This window comes from Ideonella sp. (assembly GCF_041914305.1).
Taxonomy (GTDB): domain Bacteria; phylum Pseudomonadota; class Gammaproteobacteria; order Burkholderiales; family Burkholderiaceae_C; genus Ideonella.
On the sequence record NZ_JAYSDQ010000007.1, the window covers coordinates 235250 to 250116 of the forward strand.

General features: G+C 69.5%; 15 protein-coding genes. 8 read left to right on the forward strand and 7 right to left on the reverse strand.

The window, feature by feature from the left end:
* Positions 1–12 precede the first annotated feature (12 nt).
* The 4 genes from ACE3SG_RS11960 to ACE3SG_RS11975 form a co-directional block, all read right to left on the reverse strand.
* Positions 13–687, reverse strand: coding sequence for a PspA/IM30 family protein (locus ACE3SG_RS11960; protein ID WP_374565213.1), 675 nt, complete (start codon positions 685–687; stop codon positions 13–15).
* A 1-nt stretch (position 688) separates the two neighbouring features.
* Positions 689–1192: a hypothetical protein gene (locus tag ACE3SG_RS11965; protein ID WP_374565215.1), complete on the reverse strand. Its 504-nt coding sequence runs from the start codon at positions 1190–1192 to the stop codon at positions 689–691.
* Positions 1193–1289: 97 nt separating this feature from the next.
* Positions 1290–2258 (reverse strand): DMT family transporter, encoded by a 969-nt coding sequence (locus ACE3SG_RS11970; RefSeq protein ID WP_374565217.1) that lies wholly within the window; start codon positions 2256–2258, stop codon positions 1290–1292.
* A gap of 52 nt (positions 2259–2310) precedes the next feature.
* On the reverse strand, positions 2311–2961 hold the full coding sequence (locus ACE3SG_RS11975; protein ID WP_374565219.1) for a LysE/ArgO family amino acid transporter: 651 nt from the start codon (positions 2959–2961) through the stop codon (positions 2311–2313).
* Between the two features lie 87 nt (positions 2962–3048).
* Here ACE3SG_RS11975 and ACE3SG_RS11980 point away from each other — a divergent pair, with 87 nt between their 5' ends.
* Complete coding sequence (locus tag ACE3SG_RS11980) at positions 3049–3960, forward strand: LysR family transcriptional regulator ArgP (RefSeq protein ID WP_374565221.1); 912 nt, start codon at positions 3049–3051, stop codon at positions 3958–3960.
* Here the strand turns inward: ACE3SG_RS11980 and ACE3SG_RS11985 are convergent.
* The 3 genes from ACE3SG_RS11985 to ACE3SG_RS11995 are packed head-to-tail and all read right to left on the reverse strand — an operon-like array spanning position 3896 to position 8328.
* A complete protein-coding gene (locus ACE3SG_RS11985; protein ID WP_374565223.1) occupies positions 3896–4807 on the reverse strand; it encodes an AraC family transcriptional regulator in 912 nt (303 codons plus the stop codon). The genes ACE3SG_RS11980 and ACE3SG_RS11985 overlap by 65 nt on opposite strands.
* A 13-nt stretch (positions 4808–4820) precedes the next feature.
* Positions 4821–5480, reverse strand: a complete 660-nt coding sequence (locus ACE3SG_RS11990; protein WP_374565225.1) for a pyridoxamine 5'-phosphate oxidase family protein — start codon at positions 5478–5480, stop codon at positions 4821–4823.
* Between the two features lie 40 nt (positions 5481–5520).
* Positions 5521–8328, reverse strand: a complete 2808-nt coding sequence (locus tag ACE3SG_RS11995) for a TonB-dependent receptor domain-containing protein (RefSeq protein WP_374565227.1) — start codon at positions 8326–8328, stop codon at positions 5521–5523.
* A 249-nt stretch (positions 8329–8577) separates the two neighbouring features.
* Between ACE3SG_RS11995 and ACE3SG_RS12000 the strand changes: the two genes are divergently transcribed.
* From ACE3SG_RS12000 to ACE3SG_RS12030, 7 genes are all read left to right on the forward strand, one after another.
* Entirely contained in the window at positions 8578–9978 is a 1401-nt protein-coding gene (locus ACE3SG_RS12000; RefSeq protein ID WP_374565229.1) for a cyanophycinase, read from the forward strand.
* 86 nt (positions 9979–10064) lie between these two features.
* On the forward strand, positions 10065–10859 hold the full coding sequence (locus tag ACE3SG_RS12005; RefSeq protein ID WP_374565231.1) for an ABC transporter substrate-binding protein: 795 nt from the start codon (positions 10065–10067) through the stop codon (positions 10857–10859).
* Positions 10860–10909: 50 nt separating this feature from the next.
* The gene (locus tag ACE3SG_RS12010; protein ID WP_374565233.1) at positions 10910–11596 is read left to right on the forward strand and encodes an ABC transporter permease; all 687 of its coding nucleotides are present in this window, start codon (positions 10910–10912) and stop codon (positions 11594–11596) included.
* Between the two features lie 15 nt (positions 11597–11611).
* A complete protein-coding gene (locus ACE3SG_RS12015; protein ID WP_374565235.1) occupies positions 11612–12298 on the forward strand; it encodes an ABC transporter permease in 687 nt (228 codons plus the stop codon).
* A 12-nt stretch (positions 12299–12310) separates the two neighbouring features.
* A complete protein-coding gene (locus tag ACE3SG_RS12020) occupies positions 12311–13447 on the forward strand; it encodes a succinylglutamate desuccinylase/aspartoacylase family protein (RefSeq protein WP_374565237.1) in 1137 nt (378 codons plus the stop codon).
* Positions 13448–13455: 8 nt separating this feature from the next.
* On the forward strand, positions 13456–14238 hold the full coding sequence (locus tag ACE3SG_RS12025) for an ABC transporter ATP-binding protein (protein ID WP_374565239.1): 783 nt from the start codon (positions 13456–13458) through the stop codon (positions 14236–14238).
* A gap of 125 nt (positions 14239–14363) precedes the next feature.
* The gene (locus ACE3SG_RS12030) at positions 14364–14813 is read left to right on the forward strand and encodes a BON domain-containing protein (RefSeq protein WP_374565241.1); all 450 of its coding nucleotides are present in this window, start codon (positions 14364–14366) and stop codon (positions 14811–14813) included.
* Positions 14814–14867: the final 54 nt, after the last annotated feature.

Consider the following 14867-nt stretch of genomic DNA (forward strand, 5'->3'; position numbering starts at 1 on the left):
GGGTCGGTGCTTTCACTGCTGGGCCTTCCACTGCGCCAGGCGTTCTTCGATCTTGCTCTGGCGCACCAGGTCGTCCAGCTCCTTCAACTGCGCGGCCTGCTGCAGGCTGGCGCCCACGCCGGTGGCGCTGAGCCCGGTCTGGCGCTGGTGCACACGGTCGAACGCGCCGGTGGCCGCGGCCATGCGCATATCGGCCGGGCCGGCGCCGGCAGGGCGGCCTGGCGCGAGGCTGGCCTGTGCGGCGAGCCGGCTCTTGCGGAACTCGGCCAGCGCCGTGTCCATCTCGCGCCGCTTGGCCAGCAGCGCCTCGACATAACCGCGCAGCTCCGTCTCCTGCCGCGCGAGCTCGGCCAGGGTCGATTCGAGCACCGGCAGCTGGGCTTCGATGTCGAGCTGGCGGGCGACGGCGGTGCGCGGCAGGTCCTCACGTTGCTGTGCCAGCGCCTGGCTGAGCTGCTCGCTCAAGGCCTCATGCTGGCGGTTCAGGTTCAGGTGTTGCTGCTGCGCCAGGTGGCGGTTGGCCGAGGTCGTGCCCAGCTCGTGGCGCACATCGGCGATCACGCCGTCGGCTTCGCGGATCGCCTGCTCCATCATCGCCTCGGGCGCCTGGTCTTCCAGGCGGTCCAGCAGCGCGTGCACGCCGCCGGTGATCACACGGCCCACCCGTGTCTTCAGTGAATCAGCCATGTCACGTTCCCTTCAAGGTTTGCAGGGTCGAGGCCAGTTGGATGGTAGCGGCCATGTGCCGTTTCACCACGCCCGGGTCGTAGGCCGCCGCCTCGTCGGTCAGGCCCTGGCGCAGCAGCGCCTCGGCCAGCGCGAAGGCACGGCGCACCAGCGCATCTTCGAGCTGCGCGGCCTGTTGTTCGTTGGCCGGCGTCTGGCTGATTGCCAGCGCGAGCGAAGTCGCCAGGTGGTCGAGCACCGCGTTCAGCACCTCGGAATGGCGGCCGGCGGTGCCTTCCACGCGCACCAGTGCGTCACGCAGCCGGCCGACCAGGTCGCGCGACCACGCGTGCGCGGCAACGAAATCGAATGCGCCATCGTGTTGGCGCTTGAGTTGGCCGAGCAGCACGCGCAGCTTGTCGCTGTTGGTGGTGGCCCCTTCGACCTGCAGCTGGGCCAGCCACAGGTAGAGGTCACTCGGGATGCGTGCGGACAGCGGCTCCATCGAGACAGCGGTGCTGACCATGAATGAATGCCTCTCGTGTTCCTTTGAACACAAGTGTATTCAAACGAATTCGATTGTCAACGTTCAGCGTGCAGCGGTCGCTGCGCAGGTGTTTCCGCTAGGTGGAATGGCCTTCGGCAGCGACCGGCTCCGGCTCCACCCGCAGCGCCCAGGCGACCCCTGCGATCAGCAGCACGATGCCGGCGATGGTGGTGGGCGAGGGGCCGTGGCCGCGCAGCACGAAGGCGTAGGCCAGCGCCGACAGCGTCTCGAAGACGATCAACTGGCCGGCCAGGTTGGTCGGCAGGCGCTGGCTGGCTTCGTTCCAACACAGCGTGCCGAGCCATGACGACAGCAGGCCGATCGCCAGCATCAGCGTGACGAAGGCGTCGGGCCGCGGGCCGAAGGGCATGGCCCAGGGCGCGTCGGTGGCGCCGAACCAGAGCCAGGTCGACGCGTAGCCGACGACCGCCAGCGGCAGCGTCGCCACGCCCTGCGCGGTGGCCCAGCTTCGGGGGCTGCGATCAGGGTGGGCGCGCAGCCAGTCGGCATTGCGCAGCGGGTACCAAGTCCAGCAGATGACCGCGCCCACGGCCAATACCGCGCCGAGCGCGTAGCGGCCCACGTCGGCGTCGGGGTCGGCCCGCAGGGCGGTCCATTCGGCCTGGTTGACCAGCCCGATGCCGAGTGCGATCAGGCCCAGTGACGGCGCGAGCCGGCGCCAGGGCAGGTGGCCGTCGCGCGCCGCGTTGCGCACGTTGGCGCAGGTGGCGATGACCACCGGCAGCGTGCCGATGATCATCGTCGGCAGCGGTGCGCCGGCGCGCTGGATGGCCGACGACAGGAACAGGTAGTAGACGACGTTGCCGACGAGGGCCAGCTTCAGCGCCTCGACCCAGTCGGCGCGGCTGAGCTGGCGCAGGTTGGCGCGGTCCAGCCAGGCCAGCGGCAACGCGATCAGGCCGAAGGCCAGGTAACGGCCGAACGACAGCATCACGGCCGGATAGTCGGCCAGCATCAGCGGCCCGACGAACACCAGGCCCCACATCAGGCCGGCGGCCAGCGCGAACAACACACCCATGGTCATGCCGCGATGATGCGCCGGCCGGGCGCGGGCGGTCTTGTACCGCGTTGCTGTTTCAGCGCCAGGCCATCGGCGCCACCTTCCAGGCCAGCACCAGCATCGTCAGGCCGACCAGCGCGTCGAGCACCTGCCAGGCCTGTGGGCGGGCGAACAGCGGCGCCAGCTTGCGCGCGCCGTAGCCGAGCGCGGTGAACCACAGCGCGCTGGCCAGCACACAGCCGCCGACGAAGGCCGCCCGCGCCGGCGCGCCGCTGTGCTGCGCGCCGATCGTGCCGATCAGCAGCACCGAATCGAGGTAGACGTGCGGGTTCAGCAGCGTGAAGCCGGCCACCTGCACCAGCGCCTGCCGGCGGCCCAGGCTGGTGCTCGTGGTGGCTTGCAGCGCGCCCGGGGCGCGGGCGTTCCACAGTGCGCGCAGCCCGTAACCGAGCAGGAACAGCGCGCCGCCGCCGGCCAGCAGGCGGGCCAGCCCGGGCTGCGCGCCGATCAGGCTGGCCAGGCCGGCGACGCCGGCGGCCATCAGCACCGCATCGGCCAGCGTGCAGAAGGCGATGATGGTGCCGACGTGTTCGCGCCGCAGGCCCTGGCGCAGCACGAAGGCGTTCTGCGCGCCGATCGCGACGATCAGGCCGAAGGTCAGCGCCAGGCCTTGCAGGGCGGGGTCGAGCAGCGAGGCGGCGGTGGTGAGCGGGGTGTCGTCGAGCATGCTGCGCAGCTTGCCGGCCGTTGACGAAGAACGCCAGTTAGACTTTCTTCAGCCGATGAAGCAGCGCTCAAGAGGGGACCCGTTGACATGCTGGACTACGCCCTGATCGACGCGCTGGCCGCGGTGCTGCGCGAAGGCAGCTTCGAGCGTGCCGCGCGGGCGCTGCACCTGACGCCGTCGGCCGTGTCTCAACGCGTGCGCCTGCTCGAAGAGCGGCTGGGCCAGGTGCTGGTCGTGCGCTCGAACCCAACGCGGGCCACGCCGGCCGGCCGCGCGCTGGCCCGCCACGCCGAGCAGGTCGGCCTGCTCGAGCACGAGCTGCTCGGCGAGCTGCCGGTGCTGGCGCAGGGGGTGCAGGGCCGTGTGACCCTGCCGGTGGCGGTGAATGCCGACAGCCTGGCGAGCTGGTTCATCGCCGCCGCGGCCGAGGCCACCGCCAACGCACCGCTGCTGCTCGACCTGAGCCTGGACGACCAGGAGCACACCGCCGAATGGCTGCGCAGCGGCGAGGTGGTCGCGGCCGTGACGGCACTCGCGCCCGCCGTGCCGGGTTGCCGCAGCGTGCCGCTCGGCCGGCTGCGCTACTGCGCCACCGCGAGCCCGGCCTTCATGCAGCGCCACTTTGCCGATGGTGTCCATGCCGAGTCACTGGCGCAGGCCCCCACGCTGACCTTCAACCGGCGCGACCGGCTGCAAGGCCAATGGATCGAGCAGGTGCTGGGCCAGGACCTGCCGGCGCCGACGCACTGGCTGCCGTCGACCCAGGCTTTTGTCGATGGTTGTCTGGCCGGCCTCGGCTGGGGCATGAACATGCGGGCGATGGTGCAGCCGATGCTGGACCGCGGCGAGCTGGTCGAGCTGATGCCGGGGCAGACGCTGGCGGTGCCGCTGCACTGGCAGCACAAGCGGCGCGGCCCGGCCGTGCTGGAGGCGCTCAGCCGTGCGGTGCAAAAGGCCGCGGCCGCGGTGCTGGAGCCGCTGGACGAGCCGGCGCGCTGACCGGCACCGACGTGCGCAGCTGGCGCTGATAGCGCGCCGGCGTCACGCCATACATGCCGGCAAAGCGGCGCGTCAGGTGCGCCTGGTCGACCAGGCCGACCGTGGCGGCCACCTCGGCGGCGGGCATGCCGCGCGACAGCAGCCGCTTGGCCTCGGCCACCCGCAGCGCAATGCGCCACTGGTGCGGGCTGATGCCGTAGGCGGCCTTGAACGCGCGCTGAAAGTGAAAGGGGCTCAGGCCGGCGAGGGCGGCGAGTTCGTTCAACCGCCACTCGCGCGGCAGGTCGGCGTGCAGCGCGTCGACCACGCGCTGGAAAGGTCGCGGGCCGTTGGACGGATCAGTGCGCGCGTCGTGATGGCCCGTGGCCAGCGGGGCCAGCAGCGCCAGCACCTCGGCCAGCGTGGCGTCGGCGGCTGCTGCATCCTCGGCCCGCCACAGCGCGGCCATCGCCTGGGCCATGGCGGTGGCGCGGGGCAGGTCGCCCCGCCAGACCGCGCTGTCGAAACGCCAGGCCGGCTCGCCGCCCAGGTGCGCCGCCAGCACCGCTTCGTCGAGGTAGAGCATGCGGTAGCGCCAGCCCTGGGGCGAGGCTGCGCCGCCGGTGTGCAGCTCGCCCGGCTGCATCAGCACGATCGCGCCGGCGGGGGCGAGGTGCTCGCGGCCGCGGTAGTCGAAACGCTCCTGCCCGGCCTCGATCACACCCAGGCCATAACCGTCGTGGATATGCGGCGCGAACCGGTGGTGCACGATGTGCGCGCGGTACAGCTCGACCCCCTCTTGCCCGGCCGCGCGGCGAAACTCGGCCCGGTCCTGCGGCTGGTCGAACTGCTCGGGCACGCCTTGCACCAGGCCCTCGGCGTCAGTACAGCGTGGCGGCCTGGCGCGCCTGCAGGGCGGCGTCGTAGTCGGCCCCGTCGATGCTCGCGTGGCTCAGGGTTTCGAGGATCAGCCCTGGCGACGGCAGCGTGCTGCGTTCGATGTGGCGCGCCGGGTCCCACAGGTGCGAGCGCTTGATCGCGCGCGCGCACTGGAAGAAGACCGAGTGGACCGAGATCACCAGCACCGCGGCCGGCGCCTTGCCATCGACGGCCAGGCGCTCGCACAGCGCGGGCGCCGCCGAGATGCGCGCGCTGCCGTTGACGCGCAGCGTCTCGCCGACGCCCGGGATCATGAACAGCAGCGCCACCTGCGGGTCGTGCACGAGGTTGCGCAGGCTGTCGATGCGCTGGTTGCCGCGCCGGTCGGGCAGCAGCAGCGTCTTGTCGTCGGCGATCTCCACGAAGCCAGGCCCGTCGCCGCGCGGCGAGGTGTCCAGCCCGTGCGGCCCGCGCGTGGCCAGCACGGCGAACGGCGCGGCCTCGATGTACGGCCGGTACAGCGGGTGCACATGGTCGCAGACCTTGGCCAGCGAGGTGTCACCGGGGCCGGTGCTGTAGATGCGGCGCAGCGCGTCGTCGCTGGTCAGGTCGTGCGAGGTGTCGGCCGCGAGCGCGGCCAGGGTCGGATCTTCAGCAGCCATGCCCGACAGGATAGGGCATGGCCGAGGCATGACGCCGGTGCTACTTGAAGGTGTATTGCACGCTGGCGTAGAAGAAGCGTCCGCGCGGGTCGGTGTAGCTGGGGTCGTAACCCGAGATGAAGTACCAGGCCTGGTTCGAATACGGCGGCGGCGTGTCGAACACGTTGCGGACCCCGGCGCGGAATTTCAGCGACTTGTCGAACGCCCACGAGCCCGACAGGTCCCACAGCGAATAGGCCTTGACGTGGTTCTTGCCGACGACGGTGCCGCTGTCGGTGTCGATGGCCGAGTTCTGGTCTTCGTAGCCGGAGTAGTAGGTGTTCGACAGCGTGGCGCCGAACGCCCCGTATTCCCAGTCCGCGCTCAGCCGGTGGCGCCAGCGCTGCACGACGCCGTCGGTGACGAAGTGGCCCAGGTTGCTGACGAAGGGGTCGCCGTCGCCGGTCTGCTGCTTCGACTCAAGCGTGTAGGTGCCGGCCAGGTGCACGGCGAACTCGCCGAAGGCGGTCTTCAGGCCGCTCCAGTCGACCACGATGTCCAGACCCGAGGAGCGCATCGCACCGCGGTTTTCCTTGCGCAGGTCGATGTAGCAGATGCCAGTGTCGTCCGGGTCCGGGTCCTCGCCGCAGGTGTCGATGAAGTCCTGGTTGCCATTGCGCGGGTCGCTGTAGCGGTGGATCAGGCTGGCGTACTTGTCGGCGTGTGACAGGATCACATCGTCGCCCAGCTCGCTGATCAGGTCGGACTTGCGGATGTTCCAGTAGTCGACGCTGAAGCTCCAGTTCTTGCTGGGCTGAGCGACGACGCCGAGCGAGAACTGGCGTGAGTGCTCGGGCTTCAGGTTCGCGTTGCTGAAGCGATGGGTTTCCCAGTTGTCGGCGCAAAAGGACAGGTCGTTGTCGTTCTCGGCCATGCAGACCGGGTCGGGCAGCGTCGCGGTCGAACTGACGACGGTCGGGCGGTACAGATCCGACAACGACGGTGCCCGAAAGCCGGTGCCGGCCGAGCCGCGCAGCAGCAGCTCGGGCATCGGCTGGAACTTCGCACCGATCTTCGGATTGGTCGTGCTGCCGACGTTCTGGTATTTGTCGTGACGGGCGGCGAACTGCAGCGTCCACTGCTTGCTGATCGGCGCTTCCAGTTCGGCGTAGACGGCCGCCACCTTGCGGCTGTCGCTGCGCGGCTCGGTCTCGCCGGCGACGTCGTCGTTGTTGATGTTGTCGCTGGCGTACAGCGCCGAGGGCTTGTAGCTGGTTGTCTCGCGGCGGAATTCGCCGCCCAGCCCCAGCGCGAGATCACCGCCGTCCAGCTTCATCAGCGAGCGCGAGGCCTTGGCGTCGATCGAATCCATCGTGCCTTTCGAGCGCCGTGCCACGTCGTTGACCTGGATGGTGTCGTAGAAGGCCTTGTTGGTCGCCGGGTCCGGGTGCACGACGTCGACGACGTGGTCGTAGATCGCGTCTTGCAACTCTTGATACAGCAGGTAGCCGTGGCCGTCCTTGTCCGCGACGGTGTTGACGCTGTGGTTCAGGCCGATGTCGTAGTCCCAGCCCGACAGGACGCCGCTGAGGCCGACGACGTAGCGCTCGCCGGTGCTGGTCAGCTCGCTGGTGCGCGCACCGGCTTCGGGCAGCCGTGCGTGGACCTCGAGTTCCTGGTCGACGTCGGGATCCTGGTCCATACCGATCGCGACGAACTCCGGCACGTCCTTGACCTGCATGACCGAGTTGGTGCGCGCCGACGAACCGACATACCAGGTCTTGGCGCGGCTGTAGGCGACTTCGCCATAGAGTTGGTGCTCGCCGCCCAAGGCCAGCACGCCGCGGCCGAGGAAGCCGAGCTTGTCGGACTTCGGGTACAGCTCGGTGTCGCGCATGTAGTCGTAGGTGCAGGCGTCGACACCGCCGATGCCATTGGGCAGGTAGAGGTTGGCCGGCGGGTTGCAGTTCGGCACGCTGAGGTTGATCGTGCGGTTCTCGATGGGATGCCCCGGCGCGAGTTCGAAATTGTGTTCCTGCAGATAGTCGCGCTGGTCCGAGCCCAGCCGGATGTTGGCCGGGCTGGTGTAGCCCGACAGCAGGTGCGGCAGCCGCTCGGGCACGCGCAGGTCTTTGATGAAATCACGCTGCGAGGTGCGCAGCGCCTGGGTGTGCTGGACATCGAGCACACCAAAGACATTGAAGCCGCTCTCCCCCAGGCTGCCGAAGCCGGCGGCGATCGACGCAGTCGTCTTGCCGCCGCCGCCTTCCTGGGTGCCACCGCCGTAGGCGTTCAGCTCGACGCCTTGATAGTCGGTCTGGGTGATGAAGTTGATCACGCCGCCGATCGCGTCCGTCCCGTAGCGCGCCGACGCGCCGTCGAGCAGGACCTCGACACGTTGAATGGCGGCCGCGGGGATGTTGTTCAGGTCGACGCCCGCATCGTCACCGGGTGACGCGAAGTTGGCCATGCGCCGGCCATTCAGCAGCACCAGCGTCGACGAGGTGCCGACGCCGCGCAGGTTGGCCGAGTTGAAACCCTTCTGGTCATAACCGCCGACGTTGATGCTGCCGCCGTCGGTCAGGCCGTTCGAGGCCGCGGTCAGCTTGCCCATCAATTCGGCGGCGGTCGTGATGCCGAGCTTGTTGATCTCTTCTCGTGTGATGACCTGGATCGGCAGCGCGCTTTCGCCCTCGATCCGCTTGATCAGCGACCCCGTGATCTCCACCCGCGCCGGCTTCGGCGTCGTGCCGGTGTCATCCGCCGCCGGGGTCTGGCCGTTGGCTGCCAGCGGTGCGGCCAGGGCCAGCAGCGCGACCTGGGCCAACAAGTGCAGGGTGGGGCGGGCTTGGCGGTGGGCTGGGCGCATCGGGTCGCTTTCGACAAAAGTGAGGGAACTGCGGGTGCGGATGCAGTCTATGAAGCCTGTGATGCTTCGCAAAACGATGCCGCCGCGGTCGTGGCAAGGGCGCAACTGCAGGCATCATCGCGGCGTTGCCGCTGAGCGCGGCCGATGCAAGAACGAGTCCATCCCCAGTTCTTGGTGGTTGAGGGGTGCCGCCAATGCCAAGATGCCCCCCGGGGAGCCGAGAACATATTGCCTGTCATGAACCCAAGCTTGAAAAAACTTGTTGCAGCGCTGGTCGCTGTCGTCGTTGTGGCCGGCCCGATGGGCGCCGCCGCCCAAGACCGGGCCCCCCTCACCGGGCCGTCGCCGCAGCCTCCGTCTGCCCCGGCCTCGGCGCCCAGCGCGGTGCCGAGCGCCGTGCCCAGTGCCGTGCCCAGTGCCGTGCCCAGTGCCGGTGCGCGGGCCGCGTTCGGTGCGCGCGAGACCAAGGTCGGCGAGCCGGTCAAGGGCTACGCGGTGATCATCGGTGGCGCGCTGAAGGCCGACAACGACGAGGTCTGGTCGCGCATGGTCGAGCTGTCTGGCGGCAAGGGTGCGCGCTGGGTGGTCTTCGGCACCGCGTCCGAAACGCCCGACAAGGCCGGCCGCCGCGCGTCCGAGCTGCTCGAAAAACGCGGCGCGGTGGCCGAGTCGATGCCGGTGGCGCCACAGCTGAAATGGGTCGACCTGGACAAGGCGGTGCGCGACCCGCAGTTGCTCGAGCTGGTGCGCAACGCCAATGGCGTGTTCTTCACCGGCGGCGCGCAAGAGCGCATCGTCGACACCTTCAAGCCCGGCGGCCACAACACGCCGATGCTGAACGTGATCTGGGAGGTCTATCGCCGCGGCGGCGTCGTGGCCGGCACCTCGGCCGGCGCGGCCATCATGTCGACCGTGATGTTCCGCGACGCGCTGTCCGTCATCAACGTGATGAAGGGCCAGCTGCGCGAAGGCAAGGAGATCGACCACGGCCTGGGCTTCGTCGGCCCCAACCTGTTCGTCGACCAGCACTTCTTGAAGCGCGGCCGCTTCGGTCGGATGATCCCGCTGATGCTGGCCAAGGGCTACAAGCTCGGCCTGGGCATCGAAGAGAACAGCGCGGCCATCGTGCAGGGCGACATGGTCGAGGTGATCGGCGGCAAGGGCGCCTTGCTGATCGACCTGAACGACGTGAAGATCGACAGCAACATCAACGCGCTGAACCTGACCGGCGCCCGCCTGACCTACCTCGACCGTGGTGACCACTTCGACCTGGGGCTGCGCCGGATCGAGCCGTCCGAGCGCAAGCGGCGCGGCCAGTTCCTCGACCCGAACTCGCCCAACTACAAGCCCGAGTACACCAACGAGCCGTTCTACATCGACATGCTGAGCGACTCGACGCTGAGCAACGCGATGGGCTTCCTGATCGACAGCAACCAGAAGGAAGTGCGGGGCCTGAGCTTCGACCCCAAGGCACCGTCCAGCGAGCCGCTGGCCGACCTGGGGTTTTCCTTCAGGGTCTACAAGGGCAAGGACAGCATGGGCTGGTACTCTGACGAGTCCGGCAGCGACGAGTACTCGGTGGCGAGCCTGTATCTGGACATCGCCCCGGTGCGCATCAGCCGCCCGCTGTATTCGCCCTGGACGCGCTGACCCCCAGGCGCTGCCCACCAACCACCCATCCGCCCACGTGGCCGAACGAGCCGCTGTATCGCCGAGTTAGCCAGGAGAGCTTGACCATGACCCTTCGCCGCACCACCGTCCTCGCTGCCGCATTGGCCGCGCTGTTGTCCGTTGCCGGCACCGCCGTGCAGGCCCAGGCGCCCGACTGGAAAAAGGTCCGCATCGCCGTCGAGGGCGCCTACCCGCCGTTCTCCGAGATCGGCACCGACGGCAAGATCAAGGGCTTCGACATCGACATCGCCAACGCGCTGTGCGCCGAGATGAAGGCCGAGTGCGCGCTGGTCAACCAGGAATGGGACGGCATGATCCCGGCGCTGCAGGCGCGCAAGTTCGACGCCATCGTGGCCCAGATGTCGATCACCGAAGAGCGGCAGCGGTCGGTGCTGTTCACCAACAAGTACTCCAACACCCCGGCCTGGCTGATCGCCAAGGCGGGCACCTCAGCCGACCAGTCGGCCGCCGCCTGGAAGGGCAAGAAGATCGGTGTGCAGCGCACGACCACGCACGACCGCTTCGCGACCGAGCACTTCAAGGACAGCGAGATCGTGCGCTACGCCAAGCAGGACGAGGTCTTCCTTGACCTGGCCGCCGGCCGCGTCGACGCGGTGCTGTGCGACTCGGTCTCGGCCGACATGGGCTTCATGAAGACGCCGGCCGGCAAGGGCTTCGCGCGCGTCGGCGCCCCGATCGACGACCCGAAGATCTTCGGCATCGGCGCCGGCATCGCTGTGCGCAAGGGCGACACCGGTCTGCAGCAGAAGCTCAATGCCGCGATTGCCGCGATCCGCGCCAACGGCACCTACAAGAAGATCCAGGACAAGTACTTCGACTTCGACGTCTACGGCCAGTGAGGCTGGTGGACGGTCGAGACGAACGCTGAAGAACAACAAGGGCTGAGGGAATGTTGCACGGTTATGGCGCGAGCCTGCTGGAGGGCTCGCTGCTGACGCTGGCGGTGGCGTTCGCGTCGCTGGCCATTGCGTTGGTGCTCGGGCTGCTGGGCGCGCTGGCGAAGCTGTCGCGCCTGCGGCCGCTGCGCTGGCTGGCGCAGGTCTACACCACGCTGATCCGCGGCGTGCCTGACCTGGTGATGATGCTGACCGTCTTCTACGGCGGCCAGGTGCTGATCAATTCGCTGGGTGACCGCTTCGGCTGGGGCTATGTCGACATCGACCCCTTCGTGGCCGGCGTGCTCACCATCGGCTTCATCTTCGGCGCCTACATCACCGAGGTGCTGCGCGGTGCGTTCCTCGCGGTGCCGGCCGGCCAGAAGGAGGCGGCGCTCGCGTTCGGCATGACACCGCGCCAGGTGCTGGTGCGCGTGGTCGGCCCGCAGATGCTGCGCCATGCGCTGCCGGGCTTGTCGAACAACTGGCTGGTGATGGTCAAGAGCACCGCGATCGTCTCGGTGATCGGCCTGTCCGACCTGATGAACCGCTCGGCCCAGGCGGCGGGCGCGACCCACGAGCCGTTCATGTTCTACCTCGCGGCCGGTGGCATGTACCTGCTGTTCACGTCCGTCTCCGAGTGGGGCTTCGCGGCGCTGCAGCGCAAGCTGGCGATCGGCGTGCGCCAGGTCGCGGTCTGACGGGGGCGGCGCGAGATGGATTTCGACGTCATCCTCGACAGCCTGCCGATGTACGGCCAGGGCGCGCTCGTGACACTGGCGCTGCTGGCGCTGTCGCTTGGCTTCGGCATGCTGCTGGCCCTGCCGCTGGCGATGCTGCGCAGCCTGCCGTCGCCCTGGGCCTGGCGGCCGGTCTGGGCCTTCACCTATGTGATGCGCGGCACGCCGCTGCTGGTGCAGGTCTTCTTGCTGTACTACGGGCTGGCGCAGTTCGAGGTCGTGCGCGAGAGCGCGCTGTGGCCGCTGCTGCGCTCGGCCTGGTTCTGCGCGGTCGCGGCCTTCGTGCTCAACACTGGCGCCTACACCACCGAGATCCTCTACGGCGCGATGCGCGCGGTGCCGGGCGGCGAGGTCGAGGCGGCCAAGGCGCTGGGCATGTCGCGCTGGACGACGTTTCGGCGCGTCATCCTGCCGTCGGCCTTCCGGCGCTCGCTGCCGGCCTACGGCAACGAGGTGGTGCTGATGCTGCACGCCACATCGTTGGCCAGCACGGTCACGCTGTACGACCTGACCGGCGCCGCGCGCGAGGTCAACTCGCGCTTCTACATGCCGTTCGAGGCCTTCATCACCGCGGGCGTCTGTTACCTGCTGCTGACCTTCGTGCTGGTGGGGCTGTTCCGCGCCGCCGAAGCGCGCTGGCTGACGCCGCTGACGGCCCGCTAACCCCTTCGTTTCATGCGCACTGAACACCACCCCCTGCTGCCGTCCACACCTGGCGCCCGCCACGAGCTGGTCAGCCTGCATTTCGGCACCTCGCACGCCCGGCCCGGCGCCGGCCCGAAGGTCTACATCCAGGCCTCGTTGCACGCCGACGAAGTGCCCAGCATGCTGGTCGCTCACCACCTGCGCAGCCGCCTGGCGGCGCTGGACGCGGCTGGCCAGGTCACCGGCGAGGTCGTGCTGGTGCCCGCGGCAAACCCGCTGGGGATGGGCCAGTGGATGCTGCGCTCGCCGCAGGGCCGCTTCGAGTGGGGCAGCGGCGAGAACTTCAACCGCCAGTTCACCGACCTGACCTCGGCCGTGATCGAGCGTTGCGGCGACAAACTGGGCGCCGACGCGCAGGCCAACGTGGCGCTGGTGCGCACGGCGCTGCGCGGCGCGGTGGCGGCGCTGCCGGCCACCACCTCGCTCGAACACCTGCGCCGCACGCTGCTGGGCATGGCGGTCGATGCCGACGTCGTGCTCGACCTGCACTGCGACGGCGAGGCGCTGCTGCACCTGTACAGCACGCACGCCGGCTGGGACGCCGGCGGTGAGCTGCTGACGCGCTGCCTCGGCGCCGAGGTGGCGTTGCTGGCCGGCCGCTCGGGCGGCGACCCGTTCGACGAGGCCTGCTCGATGCTCTGGCCCGACCTGGCCGAGCGCCTGGGCCCGGCCAAGCCGGTGCCGCCGGCCTGCCTGGCCGCGACGATCGAGCTGCGCGGCGAGGGCGACGTGGCGCACGGGCTGGCCGAGCGCGACGCCGACGCGATCCTGGTCTACCTGCACCACCGCGGCGCGATCCGGCTCGACCCGGCGCCGGCGTTGCCGCCCACGGTGTGCGAGCCGACGCCGCTGGCCGGCTCGATGCCGCTGCACGCGCCGCATGGCGGCGTGCTGGTGTTCTTGTGCGAGGTCGGCCAGCGCGTGTGCACCGGCGAGCCCTTGGCCGAGATCATCGACCCGATCACGGGCGCGACCAGCGTGCTGACCAGCCCGGTCGACGGCCTGTTCTTCGCCCGCGAGCGCAAACGGTTCGCCGTCGCCGGCATGCCGATCGGCAAGGTGGCAGGGCGCGAGGCACTGCGCCAGGGCTCGCTGCTGTCGGCCTGACCCCCACCATGACTTCACCTGTTTCCCACCTCGGCCTCGTTGTCGACAACCTGCACAAACGCTTCGGCGACCGCGAGGTGCTGCGCGGCGTGTCGTTGAAGGCCAAGCCGGGCGATGTGATGGCGATCATCGGCGCCAGCGGCTCGGGCAAGAGCACGCTGCTGCGCTGCCTGAACCTGCTCGAGCAACCGCACGAGGGCACGCTGCAGCTGGGCAACGAGACGCTGGCCCTCAAGCGCGACCGCGACGGCAGCCTGACGGCGGCCGACCCCGCGCAATTGCGCCACTGGCGCTCGCGGCTGGCCTTTGTCTTCCAGAGCTTCAACCTGTGGCAGCACCGCACCGCGATCGAGAACGTGATCGAGGCGCCGATCCACGTGCTCGGCCAGCCGCCGGCGCAGGCGCGCGAGCGCGGGCGCGAGCTGCTGGCCCGCGTTGGCCTGTCGCACCGCGAAAACAACTACCCGGCGCAGCTGTCGGGCGGTGAGCAGCAGCGGGTCGCGATCGCGCGCGCGCTGGCCATCGACCCCGAGGTGATGCTGTTCGACGAGCCAACCTCGGCGCTCGACCCCGAGCTGGTCGGCGAGGTGCTGAAGGTGATGCGCGGCCTGGCCGCCGAAGGCCGCACGATGCTGGTCGTGACACACGAAATGGAGTTCGCGCGCGAGGTGGCCAACCACGCGATCTTCCTGCACCAGGGCCTGATCGAAGAGCAGGGCGCGCCGCGTGAGGTGCTGGTCAAGCCGACCAGCGAGCGGCTGAAGCAATTCCTCTCCGGAGGCCTGAAGTAGCGGAAATGAAGCCCCCACGCCCCCTTCCGGGGGCTGCCCCCCGAGGGGGCTCGCGCAGCGGACCGGCAAAGCCGGCTCCGCGCACGCCACTTGGAGAGCAGCGACTCCTACGGAGCGCTGCAATCGTGTTGCTCGTTGGTCTGCCCGGGTTCGTTGCCGCCGACGAGCTGCGCCGCAACGTCTTCGACGACCCGTTCGTCCAGCTGACGCGTGCGCTGCCCACCTGCCCGGTGCCCGAAGGCCCGCTGCTGACCGAGGCCGACGCCAAGGCGCAGGCCCACGGCCGCATCGAGCGCGGCACCAGCTGTTTTCGCGCCGGCCGCTGCCGCCTGCCCAACAGCTACCTGTACGACAAAGAGATCATGCCGCGGGTGCAGAAGGCGGTCGATGCCGACGGCCGCTTCGACCGCACGACCAGCGTCTGGGCCACGGGCCAGCGGCGCTGGGTCTGGCTGCAGGGCTGCGTCGGCAGCCAGGCCGAGTCCCAGGCGCTGGAGACGCTGGTGCGTGGCATCGACGATGTCGAAGGCGTGGTCAACGAACTGGTGGTCGTGCCGGATGCACGCTCGCGCTGACGGCGCGGAACGCGCGGCTGGCCGGCCGGGCGGCACGGTGCTACTGTCCTTGCC